15 protein-coding genes and 2 pseudogenes are annotated in these 16,299 nt (G+C 70.1%); 9 read left to right on the forward strand and 8 right to left on the reverse strand.

Going from position 1 to position 16,299, the window contains the following annotated elements; translation table 11 throughout:
• Positions 1-30 precede the first annotated feature (30 nt).
• Positions 31-897 carry a hypothetical protein gene (locus F0344_RS10625; RefSeq protein ID WP_185298547.1) on the forward strand — a complete coding sequence of 289 codons (867 nt, stop codon included), beginning with the start codon at positions 31-33 and terminating at the stop codon, positions 895-897.
• Positions 898-1,322: 425 nt separating this feature from the next.
• Here F0344_RS10625 and F0344_RS10630 read toward each other — a convergent pair whose 3' ends face one another.
• From F0344_RS10630 to F0344_RS10645, 4 genes are all read right to left on the reverse strand, one after another.
• Positions 1,323-2,204 carry an SDR family oxidoreductase gene (locus F0344_RS10630; RefSeq protein ID WP_185298548.1) on the reverse strand — a complete coding sequence of 294 codons (882 nt, stop codon included), beginning with the start codon at positions 2,202-2,204 and terminating at the stop codon, positions 1,323-1,325.
• On the reverse strand, positions 2,201-2,551 hold the full coding sequence (locus F0344_RS10635) for a DUF952 domain-containing protein (protein ID WP_185298549.1): 351 nt from the start codon (positions 2,549-2,551) through the stop codon (positions 2,201-2,203). The genes F0344_RS10630 and F0344_RS10635 overlap by 4 nt, the downstream gene beginning before the upstream one ends.
• 170 nt (positions 2,552-2,721) lie before the next feature.
• Complete coding sequence (locus F0344_RS10640) at positions 2,722-3,699, reverse strand: NAD-dependent epimerase/dehydratase family protein (RefSeq protein ID WP_185302615.1); 978 nt, start codon at positions 3,697-3,699, stop codon at positions 2,722-2,724.
• A 141-nt stretch (positions 3,700-3,840) separates the two neighbouring features.
• Positions 3,841-4,794: a LysR family transcriptional regulator gene (locus F0344_RS10645; protein ID WP_185298550.1), complete on the reverse strand. Its 954-nt coding sequence runs from the start codon at positions 4,792-4,794 to the stop codon at positions 3,841-3,843.
• 323 nt (positions 4,795-5,117) lie between these two features.
• Here F0344_RS10645 and snpA point away from each other — a divergent pair, with 323 nt between their 5' ends.
• Complete coding sequence (gene snpA / locus F0344_RS10650; protein WP_185298551.1) at positions 5,118-5,798, forward strand: snapalysin; 681 nt, start codon at positions 5,118-5,120, stop codon at positions 5,796-5,798.
• Between the two features lie 413 nt (positions 5,799-6,211).
• On the opposite strand, the gene F0344_RS10655 is transcribed toward snpA, so the two are convergent.
• The 4 genes from F0344_RS10655 to F0344_RS10670 all read right to left on the reverse strand — a co-directional run bounded on the left by F0344_RS10655 (position 6,212) and on the right by F0344_RS10670 (position 10,243).
• A complete protein-coding gene (locus F0344_RS10655; protein ID WP_185298552.1) occupies positions 6,212-6,880 on the reverse strand; it encodes a DUF6304 family protein in 669 nt (222 codons plus the stop codon).
• Positions 6,881-6,982: 102 nt separating this feature from the next.
• Positions 6,983-7,579, reverse strand: coding sequence for a GNAT family N-acetyltransferase (locus tag F0344_RS10660; RefSeq protein ID WP_185298553.1), 597 nt, complete (start codon positions 7,577-7,579; stop codon positions 6,983-6,985).
• 80 nt (positions 7,580-7,659) lie between these two features.
• A complete protein-coding gene (locus F0344_RS10665; protein WP_185298554.1) occupies positions 7,660-8,703 on the reverse strand; it encodes a family 2 encapsulin nanocompartment cargo protein polyprenyl transferase in 1,044 nt (347 codons plus the stop codon).
• Between the two features lie 133 nt (positions 8,704-8,836).
• On the reverse strand, positions 8,837-10,243 hold the full coding sequence (locus F0344_RS10670; RefSeq protein WP_185298555.1) for a family 2B encapsulin nanocompartment shell protein: 1,407 nt from the start codon (positions 10,241-10,243) through the stop codon (positions 8,837-8,839).
• 176 nt (positions 10,244-10,419) lie between these two features.
• On the opposite strand from F0344_RS10670, the gene F0344_RS10675 reads away from it, so the two are divergent.
• The 7 genes and pseudogenes from F0344_RS10675 (at position 10,420) to F0344_RS10705 (ending at position 16,293) form a co-directional block, all read left to right on the forward strand.
• Entirely contained in the window at positions 10,420-10,866 is a 447-nt protein-coding gene (locus tag F0344_RS10675; protein ID WP_185298556.1) for an RrF2 family transcriptional regulator, read from the forward strand.
• Between the two features lie 50 nt (positions 10,867-10,916).
• Positions 10,917-12,113 carry a globin domain-containing protein gene (locus F0344_RS10680; RefSeq protein ID WP_185298557.1) on the forward strand — a complete coding sequence of 399 codons (1,197 nt, stop codon included), beginning with the start codon at positions 10,917-10,919 and terminating at the stop codon, positions 12,111-12,113.
• A 127-nt stretch (positions 12,114-12,240) separates the two neighbouring features.
• Positions 12,241-12,624 (forward strand): annotated as a pseudogene (locus F0344_RS10685) (hypothetical protein).
• 22 nt (positions 12,625-12,646) lie between these two features.
• Positions 12,647-12,796 (forward strand): annotated as a pseudogene (locus F0344_RS10690) (1-aminocyclopropane-1-carboxylate deaminase); the annotation flags it as partial.
• 7 nt (positions 12,797-12,803) lie between these two features.
• Entirely contained in the window at positions 12,804-13,694 is an 891-nt protein-coding gene (locus tag F0344_RS10695) for a recombinase family protein (RefSeq protein ID WP_185298558.1), read from the forward strand.
• Positions 13,685-14,503: a zinc ribbon domain-containing protein gene (locus F0344_RS10700; protein WP_185298559.1), complete on the forward strand. Its 819-nt coding sequence runs from the start codon at positions 13,685-13,687 to the stop codon at positions 14,501-14,503. Before F0344_RS10695 ends, F0344_RS10700 begins: the two co-directional genes overlap by 10 nt.
• A 1,058-nt stretch (positions 14,504-15,561) precedes the next feature.
• Positions 15,562-16,293 (forward strand): XRE family transcriptional regulator, encoded by a 732-nt coding sequence (locus F0344_RS10705; protein WP_185298560.1) that lies wholly within the window; start codon positions 15,562-15,564, stop codon positions 16,291-16,293.
• Positions 16,294-16,299 lie beyond the last annotated feature (6 nt).

Raw genomic sequence — 16,299 nt, forward strand, 5'->3', positions numbered from 1 at the left:
GTGGTGACCCGCGTCGCCACCCTCCACCTCATGCCGAAAGAGCTCATCCAGCCCACCTACGACGAGCTGATCGCCGAGGCCATCGTGAACGCAGCCATGGGCACGGTGAGGATCCGCTTCGATGACCAGAGCGCGCCGGGGCTCGTCGACTTCGGGCTGGGGCCCCGGCTGGACGCCGAAGTAACGGACGTCTTGGAGGTCTCGTCCAAGCGGGATCGAGACACCAACGCGATGTGGCAGCAGATCAACCGGGTCTACGACGGGCGTGTCCATGAGGGGCCGCAGTGCGGATGGGCTGTCCAGTTCCAGCACGGCGCGACCATAGGCAAGGGCGTGTCGAACCGTGTCATCGCCTTCCTCGTTGATCTCGAAAAGCGAGGCATAACCAAGGTCAGCGCGGACCCCGCCGATCTCTTTCAGGCGGGGCACCATTTTCCCTCGACCGACAACCTGCGCGATACAGCTACCGCTCGCGAGCTCGGCCTCAACGTCGTGCACCAGATCGGGAACTCACCCGACCTAGCAGGACGCATCTCCCCCTCCAGCTTCGTGCCCACTGGTATCGCCCGAGCGACGGCTGATGCAGTCTCCCCTTACGTCAACGACTTCCTGGACACGACTACGGGCGCTAACAAAATCAAGAAGTTGGCCGCGAAGGGCTCGGGTAAGCGGCAGCACCTCTTTATCTGGTCTGACATGTCACACACGAGTGTCGGGTTCGCGTTGAAACGGGGCTGGCTTCCGAGCGACGCACCGACGGTGCCGGACCACATCCACACCCTCTGGCTGGGCAGCTTCTTCTCGTTCGAGAACGTGTACACGTGGCGTTGCGAAGAGGGGTGGCGGGTGCACCGCGTTGCCGAAGTAGTTGATTCGGTGGAACCGCCGAGCTCATGACGGAAGCCGGCAGGGTCTATGGAACGGCTTCGCTCCTACTGGCCCGGGCCAGTCCGCACACAGTCCGCAGGACACCCGATCAGGACCGTCGCACCCCATCGCCAACCATCAACAAAAGGGCAGGTCAGCGCCCCACAGGGAAGATCCCCGCAGGTCACCGACCTGGCCAATTGCTAGGAGACCAAGAAGGCTTGATCCCCGGCTAGGCCGTCTGACCTGCGGTTTCGCTGGTCTGACCGCCTACCTGCCGTACCCGGCCCCCAGTGTCCGCCACCAAGGCGACCATGGCGGACCGGGTGCGGTTTTCTTTTCCGGGCGCGGATGCCCGTACATCCGCGCCGAACGGTTCGGCTTCACCTTCTCGGGGCGACGGACGAGGGCGCGGCAGGGACCCGGACTCACGGTGGAAGCCGCGCCCTGGGCCGTCAGCCGCCAGGCAGCAGATGCCGGTAGCTCTCCGGGTTCTCGTCCAGGTACGTGGCGAAGCTCATGGCGGGGTGGCCGGTGAGAGTCGGTACGGCGTCCGAGACGGTGTCCATCTCACCGGCCGCGATCGCCTCGTACGAGGTCACCCAGCCGGCCACCTCCCAGTCCTCGGCGCCGTGCGAGGCACGGGAGGCGTACGCCTCGTCCCTGGTCTCGGGGACGTAGCGGACGGGGCGCCCGGTGCGGCGGGTGAGCTCCTCCGCCGCTTCGGCGAGCGTGAAGGCCTCGGGTCCCGTGAGGTCGTACGTGGCGTCGTCGTGGGCCGTGCCCTCGTCGAGCAGCACGGTCGCTGCGGCGTCCGCGATGTCCTCGTGGGCGACCGCGGCCACCCGGCCGTCGCCGCCCGGTCCCCGCAGGGTGCCGTCCGTACCCGTCATCGCCGGGAGCGCGGCGAGATACCAGCTGTCGCGCAGGAAGGTGTGGCGTACATCGGCGACCCGGAGGTGCGCCTCGGTGTGCCAGTGGTCGCGCGCGAAGGTGAACGTGGCGTCGGGGGCCGCGCCGAGGAACGACACGTACACGATCCTCTCCACCCCCACGGCCACCGCCGCGTCCACGGCCGTGGTGTGCTCGCGTACCCGGTCCGGGCTCTCGTGCGCGGAGACGAGGAAGAGCGTGTGCGCGCCGTCGAGGGCCCGGCGCATCGCCTCGCCGTCGCCGTACGCGGCGGGCGGGGACGCGGTGGCACCCGGCAGGTCGGGCAGCTTGGCGGGGTCGCGGCCGAGGAGCCGTACGGGGACGCCGGTCCGGGCGAGGCGCCGGGCGACCCGTCCGCCGACCGCGCCGCTCGCACCGGTCACCGCGATGAGGGGGCCGTTCACTGGAGGTCGTTGTCCTTTCGTTGCCACGGGAGTACGTCCACGACCGCGTCCACCGGCAGCGGCCCGTAGAGGTGCGGGAACTCCTCGCCGCCGGGCGCCGTCACCTCGTACCGGACGGGGGCGGTGAGCCGGCCGGTGTCGATGACCAGCACCACCAGGTCCCCGTCGTCGTCGCCGTAGAGCGTCCTGGCCACGCCGGGGAGCTGGTGGGGCAGCGAGCAGTGGATGAAGCCCTCCTCCTGGAGGGTCCGGCCGCGGGTGGACATCGCGTACGTCCCGGTCGCGCGGGCGGCCTCCCAGAGGGGGGCTTCGGTGAGGTGCAGGAGGTGCTGCGACGGTGAGGCCATCGGGCCACGCTAACGGCCCGCCGCCCCCCGGTCCGCGACGTCCCCCGCGCGCCGCGGCGAATCCCGCTCTGCCGGCCCCCTGTCGCGGCCCCTGCCCCGGCACCTCCCGCTCCCCGGCGCCTCCCCCGCGCGCCACCGGCCCCGCGGCGCGTGCCGCCCCGCCCGCCCGCTCAGCCGGCCAGCAGCTTCGCCTCAAGCCGCGGGTCAAGACCGACCTGAGGGCGGTCCGGCCGCTGCGGCGCAGTGCCGCCGCGCCCGACCAGCCACGTCCATGTGTCGGCGACCGTCTCGCCGACCGGTCGGCAACGGAGCCCGGCCGCGTGGGCCTTGGTGACGTCGCCCTGGTGCAGGGAGTCGTACAGCTCCCCCGCCGGCAGCCAGACCGGCAGGTCGCTCCACGGTTCGACGCCCGCCGCGAGCAGCGTGCCGGGGTCGGTCCAGCGCAGGTCGGCGTCGGAGCCCGTGACCCGTACACAGGTGTCGAGCAGTTCGCCCATGGTGGTGTGGCCGGGGTGGCTGACGGTGTTGTACGGGCCGTGGAGGCCCTTCTCCGCGGCGTCCAGGAGCCAGCTCGCGAGGTCGCGGGCGTCGATGTACTGGAGGCCGGCGTCCCGTGGACCCGGTGCGATCACCGGGCCGCCGCGGGCTATCCGGCCCAGCCACCACGGGAGGCGGCCGATGTTCTCCCCCGGGCCGATGATGAGCCCTGCGCGGGCCAGCAGGGCGCGCTCGCCGAAGGCGTCGAGTGCGGCCAGTTCGCCGCCGCGCTTGGCCAGTGCGTACGAGACGTCGCCGCCGGCGTCGGGCGAGGCACCGTCCACCAGGGGGCCGTCCTCGTCCAGACCGGCCGGGGCCGGGGGTTCGTACACCGAACGGCTGGAGACGTACGTGTAGTGCCCCGCCCGGCCGGACAGCAGCCGGGCGGCGTCCCGGACCGCCGAGGGCGCCCCGCTCCAGGTGTCGACGACCAGGTCCCAGCTCCCCCCGGCCAGGGCCGCCAGACCGCCCTCCGTGGTGCGGTCACCGGTCAGGGCGGTGACCCCGGGCGGCGGCGCATGGTGCCCCCGGTGGAACACGGTGACCTGCCAGCCTCTGGCCTGCGCGTCTTCGGTGACGGCCCGTCCGACGAATTCCGTCCCGCCCAGCATCAAGAGCTTCATACGCCGACTCTGCATGTCCGGCGGCCGGTTGGGAACGCGGACTCGCTACGGGCAGAATCCGCCCGCATCGGGACTGTTCGTGCGGTACGGGCCCCGACGGGCGAGAGCCGGGTCCCGCCCGTCGAAAGGTCAGGAAGTGCGGGCCAGTGGGCTGCGGTGGCGCACCAGCCACTGGTGGTACGAGGCCGCCGCCCGGGCCGCCTCACGGTACGCCGTCTCCAGCTCTCCGTACACCACGGCCGTCTCGGTCCCCGGGCGCGAGACCAGCAGCAGACGTACGGCGAGGGGGTCGTCGCGGAGCGGGCGGATCGCCATGTCCTCGCGCGGCCCCGACGTGGGCTGGCAGGGGGCGACCACTTCGCCCAGGACGACGAGGGAGGCCGCGGTGAGGTAGTCGCCGTGCAGGACGGGCGGGTCGAGTCCGGCGGCTGCGAGGACTTTCCGTACGCCGTCCCACTCGCCGTCCACAGTGGGGTCGACCATCCACCGGTCGGTGGCGAGATCCTTGAGGTCCACCACGGGGCAGGAGGCGGCCGGATGGTCCAGGGACAGGGAGATGAACTGCGGCTCCCGGTCCAGGAGCACGTGCTGACGCAGACCGTCGGGGACGGCGAGCGGGAAGCCCTCCACCTCGTGCACGAAGGCGACGTCCAGACGGCCCGCCTCGACGCTCCGGAGCAGGGCGTGGGCCGAGACGTCGACGCGTAACGAGATGTCCGTCCCGGGGAGTCCGGCGCGGAGTCCGCGCAGCCAGCCGCCGATGACCCGGCTCGCGGTGGCGCCGATGCGCAGGAGGGGGCCGCCTTGCCCGCCCGCGCCCGCCTCCGCCAGGGCCTCGCTGACCAGTGCGCTCATGCCGTCGACGAGGGGGCGTGCCCGGCTGAGGACGGAACGGCCCAGCAGGGTCGGCCGGCAGCCGGTGCGTTCGCGGCGGAACAGTTCGGCACCGAGGGTGTTCTCGATCCGCCGGAGCTGAGTCGTCAGGGAAGGCTGGCTGACACCGAGCCGACGGGCCGCGCGGTGCAGGCTTCCCGTGTCGGCGATGGCGCAGAGCGCCCTGAGGTGCCTCACCTCCAGCTCCATGCTCCGAGAGTAGGGCGGCCGAACCGTCTCGCACCAGACGCCGCAACCGCATCAAACGCCTCTAATTCATGGGGTGTTGGGGCAGTTGATCGGTGACGGTCACCTGCGGCCGCGAGTGGCCGCGAGTGGCCGCACAACGGGTGATAGGGCGGCCCTATCACCCGTTGGCATCATCCGTGGAAGCACTGCGTGCCCTCACACTCACTCCGTACCGCACCCGTACCGAGTCCGCACACCGGACAGGTTCGCCCTCCTGGCCGGCCTGAAGGTGCGCCGGGCGCCGATCAGCGGACGGGTTCATCGTCCAGCTAGGAGAACCCCCCATGAGACACCTCCGTACCTCCTTCATGTCGGCCGCCGTCGGCCTCGGCCTCGGGCTCGTCGCCGCCCTGGGCGCTACGCCCGCGACCGCCGCGGACCCGGCATCCGCCGGCTCCCCCACGACCGCCTCCACGGCGTCGCAGGGGTATGCCGCGTACGCCGGATCGAGTGAGAACGCCGCCGCGAACCGGGCGTTCCACCAGGCCGTCATGAAGTCCGTCGCCGAGAAGCGGGCCGCCGACCCGGGCGCCGCCTCCGTCACGGTCGTCTACAACGCCGCCAACGCGCCGAGCTTCCGCAGCCAGATAGCGAGCAGCACCCGCATCTGGAACAGCTCGGTCTCCAACGTCCAGCTCCAGGAGGGCTCGAACCCCGACTTCAGGTACTACGAGGGCAACGACTCACGCGGTTCGTACGCGAGCACCGACGGGCACGGCCGTGGCTACATATTCCTGGACTACCGGCAGAACCAGCAGTACAACTCGACGCGCGTCACGTCCCACGAGACAGGGCACGTGCTCGGCCTCCCGGACCGCTACTCCGGGCCGTGCAGCGAGCTGATGTCCGGGGGCGGCCCCGGCACGTCCTGCACCAACGCCTACCCGAACGCGACGGAGCGTTCGCGGGTGAACTACCTCTGGCAGAACGGCTTCGCGGCCGCTCTCGCCGGTTCCGGTTCCTGACGCGCGGCTCGCCTCAGCCCTGACACGGGGCTCCCACCGGTCCTGACGCAAGGGGCCGCTCCCGAACAGGAGCGGCCCCTTGTACGGCGGTGCGCGGCCCCGTCCGCGCTCCTGGTGCGACGGTCCCGGTCCGGCCCCTTGCGACGATGCGGGCGGGCCGCCTGCGACGGTCCCTGTCCGGCTCCAGCGACGGAGGCCGTCCGGGAGCCGGGGCGGCGGGGTGAGGCCCCCGTGGTGACCACCGCGCCGCGCCCCCTGCGCAGTTCGTCGGGACGCGTCGCGTCGTGCTCGTGTCGCGTCCGGTGGTGTCTGGGCTGGTGGTGGCTGCGCTGGTCGTGTCTGGTCAGGTCGGGCAGGACGGTGCGGCCGGGGAGACCGGCGGGAAGGGCTGAAGGCCGGCTCTCCCCTCCGGATCAGGCGTTCTCCAGCGGGAACGCTCCCCGGTGCCCGGTGCCCGCGCCCTCCGCCGGCCGCGCCTCGAACTCGCGGCAGCTCCAGATCTCCTGGACGAACCCGGTACGCCGGTCCCACAGTTCGGCGACGTCGCCGCCGTCGGCGGCTCCCCGGTAGGCGTCCTTGGCCCCCCGGAAGCAGGCGAGAGCGCCGGAGAGCCCACGGACGGGAACCGGGAAGTAGTCGGAGAACGCGCAGGCGATGCAGGTCTGCAGACGGATCCCCGCCGGGAGGATGCGCTGAATGGTGGCCAGCGCCGCCGCGAAGTCACCGGCGGCACGGGCCGACTCGTACGAGGCACCGTCCAGGTGCAAGGCCAGCGCCAGGTCGGGGTCGGAGCGGCGCAGCGACAGCAGGCAACTGAGCGTGGCCTGGCGGACCGTGTCGGCCACGAGGACCGGGAGCGGGAGGTCCCATTCCAGTACGCAGTCGTCAAGCACGCCGTCCGCCAGGGCGAACTCCGAGCCCTCCGGCGGGACACCGGCCACCGGGCCGAGACCGTCGAAACTCGCGCCCTCGAAGTCGACCCCTCTGATCCGGATACGGAGTTGCTGTCCGTCCGTGGTGAGAATGACGGCCTCGGAACCGTGACGGTCCCGGTACCAGCCTGCCCACGACTCATCTGTCATGAGCAGGGACTGTAGCCCGTGTCCGTCGCCGCCTCGGTGGCACCCTCCGCTTCCTTCCCGGCGGCGCCCACCCGCGGCCGGGCCGATCGATCCGGACTGCCGTCAGACGGATCGGGGTTCACGCCACATGGGCCACATCGAAGGCCCGTCGGGCAGCTCGACCGTTCGGCCCGTGAAGGTGAACCCCAGCCGCTCGTAGAGTCCGCGGCTCCGCTCGCTGCTCGCCTCCAGGTAGGCCGGCGTCCCCTCCTGGTCACACCGCTGGAGGACCTCGTCGATGAGGGCGGCCCCGAGGCCCTCCCCCTGGCGCCCGGGAGACACCCCGATCATGAGCAGGTACGCGTGAGGGCGGTGGTGCGGATGGACCGCGGCAGTCAGCCTCCCGATCAGTTCGGCCCGTTCGTTGTCCGGGTCGGCGGTCTCCCTCATCAGCGCGGGGGTGGGGTCCTCCCCCTCAGGGGCTCCCGCGGGCACCGTGAGCCACAGGGCGGCGGCGGTGCCGTCCTCCAGCAGGTCGATGCGGCCCTCGTCGAGCGTGACGTCGACGAAGACGCCGAGGAACTTGCCGTGCACCGCACGGCGATGCTCCTCGTCCGGGAAGACCCAGCTGCTCACCGGGTCGAGGTGGAAGGCATCCTCCAGAATCCTCACCACCTGCTCCCGGTCCCGCCCGTCCGCTTGCCGTACGCGTACACCCATGTCCGACTCCACCCGTTCCCGTCCGGCCTCAACCGTCCTACGTGATAATAGAGTTGAGCCCTCCTTCCCGTCGCGCGAGGTCAGCGGCTCCGGCGGGTGACGAACTCGGCGAGGGCCATCAGGTCCCCGGCCGACGCCAGATCGGGCACCGCCCGGGAGAGATGGTGGGCCGCACGCGCCATCCGGTCTCCCGCGCAGACCTGCGCCCAGTCCCGTCCCCCTGCCCGCTCCACGGCGTCGGCGGCCCGGGCCACCTCGTCCGCGGTCGTCATAGGCCCTTTGTAGAGCGCGGCCAGTTCTGCGGCGGCGGGCGTACCGGACGTGAGCGCGGCCACCACCGGCAGGGACTTCTTGTGGGCGGCCAGGTCCGCACCGACCGGCTTTCCGGTACGGGCCGTGTCACCCCAGATGCCGATCAGATCGTCGATGAGCTGGAAGGCGAGCCCCGCCTCGCGGCCGAATCCGTCCATGGCGCCGACGTCCCGCTCCTCCGCCCCCGCGTAGAGGGCTCCGAGGGCGCAGGCGCACCCCAGCAGGGCACCGGTCTTGGCCGTCGCCATGGTGAGGCACTCGTCCAGGGAGACCTCGTCCGGTCCACGCTCCTCGAAGGCACAGTCGGCCTGCTGTCCGGCACAGAGCTCGATGACACAGCTGGAGAGCCGTGAGGAGGCCCTCGCGGCAGCCGGATGCGCATCGTCGGCGAGCAGCCGCTGAGCGAGGGCGAGCATGGCGTCCCCCGTGATCACGGCGTCCGGGACTCCGAAGACCGCCCAGGCGGTGGGCCGGTGGCGCCGGGTGGCGTCCTCGTCGATCACGTCGTCGTGGAGCAGGGTGAAGTTGTGTACCAGCTCCACGGCGACAGCGGCTCTCACCGCGCGGTCGGGGTCCCCTCCCATCGCGCGGGCGGCGGCGATGACGAGCGCGGGCCTGATGGCCTTGCCCGCCTGCCCCGAGGCGGGGCTGCCGTCCGCGTTCTCCCAGCCGAAGTGGTACATCGCGACCCGACGCATACCCCCCGGCAGCGACTCCACCGCTGAGCGCAGATGCGGGTCGACGGCGCTCCGGGTGTGCTCCAGGAGAGCTGCGGCCTCATGGCCTTGCGTCGTGGTGTCCGTACTCGTCATGGTCACGGTCTCTCCTCTTGAGTCGCCCATCGGGCTCCACCGGGTGCCCGGCGCCGCCGCGGCGGGGCACACCGGTGGGGTGTGCGGTGTGACGGGGCGAAGGGCCCGGACGCCCCCGTCCGGGCCCAAAGGATCACCGCCAGCGGCTGACCTCAACGTTCTCCAGTACACCGAGGGCGTCCGGTACGAGAATGGCCGCGGAGTAGTAGGCCGTCACCAGGTACGAGATGATCGCCTGCTCGTCGATGCCCATGAAGCGGACCGACAGGCTCGGCTCGATCTCGTCCGGGATGCCGCTCTGCTGGAGTCCGACGACGCCCTGCTCGGCCTCACCGGTCCTCATGCAGATGATCGAGGTGGTGCGGGCGTCGGTGACGGGGATCTTGTTGGACGGGAAGATCGGCACCCCCCGCCAGGCGGGCACGTGGTGTCCGCCCACCTCGACACTCTCCGGCACCAGGCCGCGCTTGTTGCACTCGCGGCCGAAGGCGGCGATGGCCCGCGGATGGGCGAGGAACAGCTTCGAACCACGCCGCCGGGACAGCAGCTCGTCCATGTCGTCGGGGCTGGGAGCCCCGTCGTGCGGCTGGATGCGCTGGCCGTAGTCGCAGTTGTTGAGCAGTCCGAACTCCCGGTTGTTGATGAGTTCGTGCTCCTGGCGCTCGCGCAGCGCCTCGACCGTGAGCCGCAACTGCTGCTCGGTCTGGTTCATCGGCTGGTTGTAGAGGTCGGCGACCCGGCTGTGGACCTTCAGCACGGTCTGGGCGACGCTCAGCTCGTACTCACGCGGCGCCGACTCGTAGTCGACGAACGTGTGCGGGACGACGGACTCCCCGACATGGCCGGCGGAAAGATCGATCGCCGCCTCGCCGTAGTTGTTGGTGCGCTGGTGCGGGATGGAGAGGAGTCCCGCGAGGTGATCACGGAGCGAGTCGGCGCGGGCCGCGAGGTTGAACACGTCGGCACGTCGCAAGGTGAGCAGGGTGCAGGCGGTGACGGCTCGGGCCGTGTACTCCCAGTTGGCGTCGCCGTCGATCAAGGAGTGGTCACCGAAGTAGGAACCGTCCGCGAGGACTCCGAGCACCGTCTCGTCCCCGTAGAGCCCGGAGCCGATCTTCTCCACCTTCCCGTGCGCGAGCAGGAAGACCCGGTCCGCAGCGTCTCCGGACGCTGCGAGCACCTCCCCCGGCTCGACGTCACGCTGCTCGCAACGCCGTGCCAGCTCGGCCAGCACCTCCTCGTCGCCGAACTCGCGCAGCGCGGGCAGCTCGGCGAGCTCGGCCGGGATCACGGCGACCCGGTCACCGGTCTGCACAAAGGTCACACGGCCGTCGCCGACCGCGTAGCTCAGCCTGCGGTTCACCCTGTAAGTGCCGCCCTGTACCTGCACCCACGGCAGCATGCGCAGCAGCCACCGGGAGGTGATCTCCTGCATCTGCGGCGCGGACTTGGTGGTCGTCGCGAGGTTCCGCGCGGCCGCCGTGCCCAGACTCTGCTGCGGCCGAGCCTGCGTGTCGCGAACCTCTTCACCAACGGACATCTGACGGTCCTCTCGCTATGGGCTGACCTGTACGAAAAGCCTTTCAGCAACGGGACTCGACGCGCCATTACACAAAAGAGTGCGACTAATCCATCTTCGGCGGGGCAGATCGCACGGTGTCGCCGCGCGCACCGCTTAATTTGCATCTGGAATGCAAATTACCTACGGTGAGCTCCATGCGGCTGACGAGATTCACCGACGTGGCACTGCGCGTACTCATGCGTCTGGCCGTCGCGGGGAGCGAGGACCCTCCGACCACCCGTGAGGTGGCGGACACCATGCGGGTCCCGTACACCCACACCACCAAGGTGGTCGCCAGGCTCCAGCACCTCGGCCTGGTCGACGCGCGGCGCGGCAGGGGCGGCGGCCTCACCCTCACGGAAGCCGGGCGTACGGCCTCGATCGGCGCACTCGCACGGGAGCTGGAGGGCTCCGACGACGTCGTCGAGTGCGAGGGCAACGCCCCGTGCCCGCTCCGCGCGGCCTGCGTCCTGCGCGACGCCCTCCGCCGGGCCCAGGAGGCGTTCTACGTCTCACTCGACCCGCTCACGGTGACCGAACTCGTCGCCTCACCCACCGGCCCCGTCCTGATCGGCATCAGCAGCGGCCCACCCCCGGACTGACACGCCCCCCTCACCGCTCACCCGCCTCACCACACACCTGGAGTCTTCCGATGCTCTCCGAGACGTCGACCGCCACTGTCCGTGCCACCCTGCCCGCCGTCGGCGCGGCCGTCGGAGACATCGCGGACCTCTTCTACCGGAAGCTGTTCGACGCCCACCCCGAACTGCTGAGCGACCTCTTCAACCGGGGCAACCAGGCGTCCGGGACGCAGCGTCAGGCACTCGCCGGTTCGATCGCCGCCTTCGCCACGCACCTGGTCGAGCACCCGGACACCCGCCCGGACGTGATGCTGAGCCGCATCGCCCACAAGCACGCCTCGCTCGGGGTGACCGCCGCGCAGTACAAGGTCGTGCACACCCACCTCTTCGCGGCCATAGCCGAGGTGCTCGGTGACGCGGTCACCCCGGAGGTCGCCGCCGCCTGGGACGAGGTGTACTGGCTCATGGCCAACGCCCTGGTCGCCATCGAGGAGCGGCTGTACGCCCAGCAGGGCGTCGTCGCCGGTGACGTCTGGCGCGCGTGGGAGGTGACCGGCCGCACCGAGGAGACCGAAGACGTCGTCACCTTCCGGATCCGCCCCGCCGACGGCGAGCCGGCGCCCGCCTTCCGGCCCGGTCAGTACGTCTCCGTACAGGTGGAACTCCCCGACGGCGCCCGCCAGATACGCCAGTACAGCCTGTCGTCCGCCCCTGGGTCCCCGCTGCGCTCGATCACCGTCAAGAAGGTGCGTGGAGGCCTCTCCCCCGACGGCGAGGTCTCCCAGTACCTCCACGCCCACACCCACCCCGGTGACCGGCTGCGCGTCTCCGCCCCCTACGGGGACCTGGTGCTCGACGACATCGACGCCCCCCTGTTCCTCGCCTCGGCCGGCATCGGATGCACCCCGATGCTGTCGATGCTGGACCACCTGGCGTCCACGGGGCACCGGTCACCCGTCACGGTCGTGCACGGCGACCGGTCCCCCGCCGACCACGCCCTGCGTTCCGAGCACGCCCTCCTCACCGGCCGCCTCCCCGACGCCGCCGCACACTTCTGGTACGAGAAGCCCGGGCCCGACCACGCCACCGACCGCACGGGGCTGGTCGACCTGACAGATCTCACGGTCCCCTCCGGCACCCGCGCCTACCTCTGCGGGCCGCTGCCCTTCATGCGGACCGTCCGCGCCCAACTGCTGGCCAAGGGCCTCCCCGCCGCGGACATCCACTACGAGGTGTTCGGCCCCGACCTGTGGCTCGCCGAGGCCTGAGCACGAACGGGGGCCGCGCGCGGTTTGTCCGGATCGGCTCGCACGCCGTCCGAACAGATGGCCCGGGAGGCGCGGTTCGGGCAGAAGCGCTGTACGGCACTCTCCCTCCGCACAAAAGGAGTCGGCCATGTCCTCACCCATGTCCGCGAGCAGCTTCCTCGACGCGCTGAAGGACGAAGGACTCACCGTCGTCCAGGTCTGCGACTGGCGTACCCACAACCGCGACCGCCAGGGTCCCCGGGGGCCGGTGCACGGTGTGATGATCCATCACACCGTGCACCGGCGGCACCGCCCGGACCGTCGAACTCTGCCGTGACGGCCACGCCGACCTCCCGGGCCCGCTGTGCCACGGCGTGATCCCATCGAGCGGGCGACGGCAGCGGTCTGCCGCCATCACCGCTGGGGAGCCCTCTCGGTGATCGGTCACCGGGAGTGGCAGCCCGGCAGGGTGGACCCGCGCGGCTTCTCGATGAACTCCATGCGGGCCCGTATCCACGAACGCCTGAAGTGACACGCTGCGCGACAATGCACGGGTGCACGACGAACCACCCGGTACGCCCCGGCTGCGCCCAGCCCTCCCCTCGCCGCTCCAGCCGGCCGAGGACGAGCGCTTCGCGCGCCGGGGCGTACGGCTGCTGCTCAAGCGCGACGACCTGATCCACCCGGACCTGCCCAGAAACAAGCCGACTGGTGTACGTCGGGCTGACCTGGGCGCATATTCCGTGGACAGCTCGGCCCACCTGGATTGAAGGTGGTCGTATGGGCACGGTCACAGATCCTGCCAAGCTGTGTGATCTGTTTCTTCGTCGCAGCACGTTGCAGGACGACAAGACGACTCTGAACGCACATGAACGTGATCTTCGGGAGCGCGCAGCACGAGAGGGCCTGACGGTCCGCAAGGTCTGGAAAGAGGAGCTTTCTGCCTTCAAGGTGGGGGTCAAGCGCGAGGAGTTCGACAGCGCCATCTCGGCAGTGCTGGCCGGGGAAGTACGCCACCTACTGGTCTGGAAACTCGACCGTCTGAGCCGTCGCGGCATGGGGCAGGTCGGCCAAGTTCTTGATCAGTTCGACTCCAAGGGCGCACGTCTGCTCGCCCACATGGACGGCCTGGACAGCAGCATCCCTCAGCATCGAGGGCTCTTTGCGTGGCTGGCCGAGCAGGCCCGCTCGGAGTCGTACAACACATCGACTCGTACGCGCCGGACCAAGGCGGAGAGGAAGTTCACGGGCGCCTGGCCGGGCGGGCAGCCTCCGTACGGACTGCGCGTGCGCAAGGGCAAGACATCCACGGAGCACCATCCCAAGGAGTACGCCGCCTCTCGCCGGATCGCCGATGGACTGCTCGCGGACAAGGCAGCCGGGACGATCGCCGATGAACTCAACGCGGACGGTCTGACCACCCGGCGCGGGGGCAGGTGGCGGTCATCGACGATCACTCAGCTTGCGCACTCCCCCGCGTGGGCCGGGCTGATGCCGGTGCACGATCGCTACACGGACGAGAGCGGACGCGAACGCTGGCGGGCGACGGATGAGCCGTTGATCGGTCCGGAGGGGGCCCCGTCCGTGTCGGGATGGGCGTGATCACGGTGGGCGAGCGTGCGCGCATTCTGGCCGGGCTGCGCTCCCGTACCTCCGAGGGGCTGGCGACAGGTCGGCGCGGCAAGCCCGCTGCCCAGTCGCTGCTGTCGGGGCTCCTCAAGTGCGGTCGGTGCGGAGGCGGCATGACCAAGGGCGGGCCTCAGTACCGGTGTTACATGCGAGTCAACATGGGCAAGTCGGCGTGCCAAGGAATGACGGTGTCGGTGGAGGACATTGACAGCGTTCTCTCGGCAGCGTTCATGAGCCGAGTGACTTCGTTCACGGACACACATGATCTGTTCCAGGAACTGGCGCGCCGCTGGCTGTCCTACAAAGATCCGGAAGCCGATACACGGCGCACCGAGCTCACACTCGCGCTGGACAATGCCCAGTCCCGGTTGGACGCATTGGACGATGCCTTCTACGTACAGGGTCGCTTTCAGGACCCGAAGGGACAGCACCGGTACGAGCAGATGCGTGACGCCATCGCGGGACAGATCAGCTCGTTGCAGAACGAGTTGACGGAGATCGGAACGGCGACCGATCTGATGATCTTGCGCGACTGCGATCTCCTCAACGCGGCCTGGCAGGAGGCAGACTTGACGCAAGCCCGGTCGCTGCTGCGTGTGGTGCTGCACTCCGTGCGGCTGCTGCCCCCTGACGGGCCGGGCAAGCGGTGCTCCTGGTACCAGCTCTACGCCCGCTGCTGCTTCCACTGGGTGGGGGAAAAGCCTCAGCCGCTCAAGGTCGACATGCGCCGCCTGGACGGTGTGACCCGGTATTTGCCCGAGGTACTGGAGCGGGCAGCTTAGGCACGCGGCCGGCTCCGCGAGGCTTTGGGCGGGAGCTGCCAGAGGGCGAGAGGACTGGGGGCCGTACGCTCCCGCTGCGAGTCGGGCTGGCACATTGCCTGCCCGCAGATGGCCCGACCGGCCCCCAGTCCTTCGAGGCTCGCCCCCTGGTGGCTGCCTAAAGCCTCGCGGTGCCGTCCGCCCCCAGCCACGTGGCCCGTGAGAGAGCGGCGCGCCATATAGAACCAAGTGAAGGGAAGTTGGACCGATGGCGCTCCGTCGACATCCCTACGGCTTGGGAAGCCCTGCGGCCGGGTGGCGGTCGCCCGGGTGGGACCGGCCGCCAGGCCGCATGCCCGACCGGGGCGGACCGGCCGCCCGGCGCGCCGCGGGCGCGACCTTGAACAAGTAGAGAAAAGTTGGACCGATGGCCTTCACGGCCCTCCGTCCCCACCACGCTACGGTCCCCGAGCAGCGTCCCAAGCGCTTCACAGGCTGCTCGGGCTGCGACAGATCGTTACGCCTCAGCGCTTCAGCCATGCGCTCCACCTGATCTGCGGGCAGCGACCCGAGGTGGACGTATGGCCTCCCCGAGTAGGCCACTACCGGCCGCAGGTGGCTGATCCGTTCGGCTGGGACGCCGAGCGCCATCAGAGCTTCCCTGAGCGCCTCGGTCGCGTCTCCTGCCGCCTTACGGCCGTCGCGCCATTGCTGCATCTCCACGCCCATCGCCCCTTGTGTGATCATCGGCGCCCCCTGGTCCTGTGCGGGTGGTTCCGGATCTCCACACTCGCGTCCGTCGCTGCCGAATAGTCACCCCGGTCCCTGGCTTCCTGACGCTGCGTGTCCAATGCCTTGCACACGTCACAGCGCTCCACCGGTTTCGGGGGTTCCGGGGCTAACGCGAGATGCACGGGCCCGTCCATCGTCGCCCTTGGGGTCGTCATGAACGTGATGCTCCATGCCCCCGGTGGACGTATCTCTCCGTGGACCAGCGACAGTTGGACCGTTGAGCGCTACGGTTCAAGAACGCCCAAATGTCGCAGGGGGAAGTCTTGAACACCGCTCTACGATCAGCTATGGAAGACGCCAAGCTCACGCCCCGGAAGCTTGCTGCGCGCATCGGCGTGGCACCCAAGACGGTGGAACGGTGGCTGGCCGACGCCGAGCTCGTACCTCATGCAAGGAACCGTGTCGACGCGTGCAGGGCGCTGAAGGTGGATGAAGAAATGATCTGGCCCAAGGCTGTTCAGGAGCGGGTGAAGACCGGCCATGACCGCGAATTGGTCCACGCCTACCCCTACCGGTCCGCCTGCCCGTCGACCGTGTGGGGCGAACTGATCAAGGGTGCCGACGCTGACATCTTCCTGGCCGGATACACGAACTACTTCGTGTGGCTGGAGCAACCGGCGTTCGTCGACACTCTGCGCCGGAAGATCGCGTCAGGATGCCGGGTGCGCTTCCTGCTGGGTGATCCCGAGGGAGAGGTGACCCGGCAGCGTGAGGCCATCGAGGACGTGGCTCTGAGCGTAGGCACGCGCATCCGGATCAGCCTGGAGCACCTGGAGCGCCTCGGCCCTCTGGACGGCCTTGAGACGCGCTTCAGCAGCTCCGAGGATGCCGTGAATCACGTGTCCCTGTCCGTGTTCCGGTTCGACCATGACGCACTCGTGACGCCCCACCTGGCCCGGCTCGTCGGCCACGACTCGCCACTCCTGCATCTGCGCCGCCAGGGTGACAGCGGGATGTTCGACAGGTTCGCGGAGCACGCCGAGGAACTGTGGGACCGGGGCGTACCTCAGACGCCATAGCGGCGC

Source organism: Streptomyces finlayi, assembly GCF_014216315.1.
In the GTDB taxonomy this organism is placed as follows: domain Bacteria; phylum Actinomycetota; class Actinomycetes; order Streptomycetales; family Streptomycetaceae; genus Streptomyces; species Streptomyces finlayi_A.

Excerpts from the sequence above, each read along its gene's own strand:
- F0344_RS10625 (WP_185298547.1), top strand. The coding sequence starts at position 31 with ATGCCGAAAGAGCTCATCCAGCCCACCTACGACGAGCTGATCGCCGAG.
- F0344_RS10635 (WP_185298549.1), bottom strand. The coding sequence starts at position 2,551 with ATGGCCTCACCGTCGCAGCACCTCCTGCACCTCACCGAAGCCCCCCTC.
- F0344_RS10640 (WP_185302615.1), bottom strand. The coding sequence starts at position 3,699 with ATGCTGGGCGGGACGGAATTCGTCGGACGGGCCGTCACCGAAGACGCG.
- F0344_RS10645 (WP_185298550.1), bottom strand. The coding sequence starts at position 4,794 with ATGGAGCTGGAGGTGAGGCACCTCAGGGCGCTCTGCGCCATCGCCGAC.
- snpA (WP_185298551.1), top strand. The coding sequence starts at position 5,118 with ATGAGACACCTCCGTACCTCCTTCATGTCGGCCGCCGTCGGCCTCGGC.
- F0344_RS10655 (WP_185298552.1), bottom strand. The coding sequence starts at position 6,880 with ATGACAGATGAGTCGTGGGCAGGCTGGTACCGGGACCGTCACGGTTCC.
- F0344_RS10660 (WP_185298553.1), bottom strand. The coding sequence starts at position 7,579 with ATGGGTGTACGCGTACGGCAAGCGGACGGGCGGGACCGGGAGCAGGTG.
- F0344_RS10665 (WP_185298554.1), bottom strand. The coding sequence starts at position 8,703 with ATGACGAGTACGGACACCACGACGCAAGGCCATGAGGCCGCAGCTCTC.
- F0344_RS10670 (WP_185298555.1), bottom strand. The coding sequence starts at position 10,243 with ATGTCCGTTGGTGAAGAGGTTCGCGACACGCAGGCTCGGCCGCAGCAG.
- F0344_RS10675 (WP_185298556.1), top strand. The coding sequence starts at position 10,420 with ATGCGGCTGACGAGATTCACCGACGTGGCACTGCGCGTACTCATGCGT.
- F0344_RS10680 (WP_185298557.1), top strand. The coding sequence starts at position 10,917 with ATGCTCTCCGAGACGTCGACCGCCACTGTCCGTGCCACCCTGCCCGCC.
- F0344_RS10700 (WP_185298559.1), top strand. The coding sequence starts at position 13,685 with ATGGGCGTGATCACGGTGGGCGAGCGTGCGCGCATTCTGGCCGGGCTG.
- F0344_RS10705 (WP_185298560.1), top strand. The coding sequence starts at position 15,562 with ATGGAAGACGCCAAGCTCACGCCCCGGAAGCTTGCTGCGCGCATCGGC.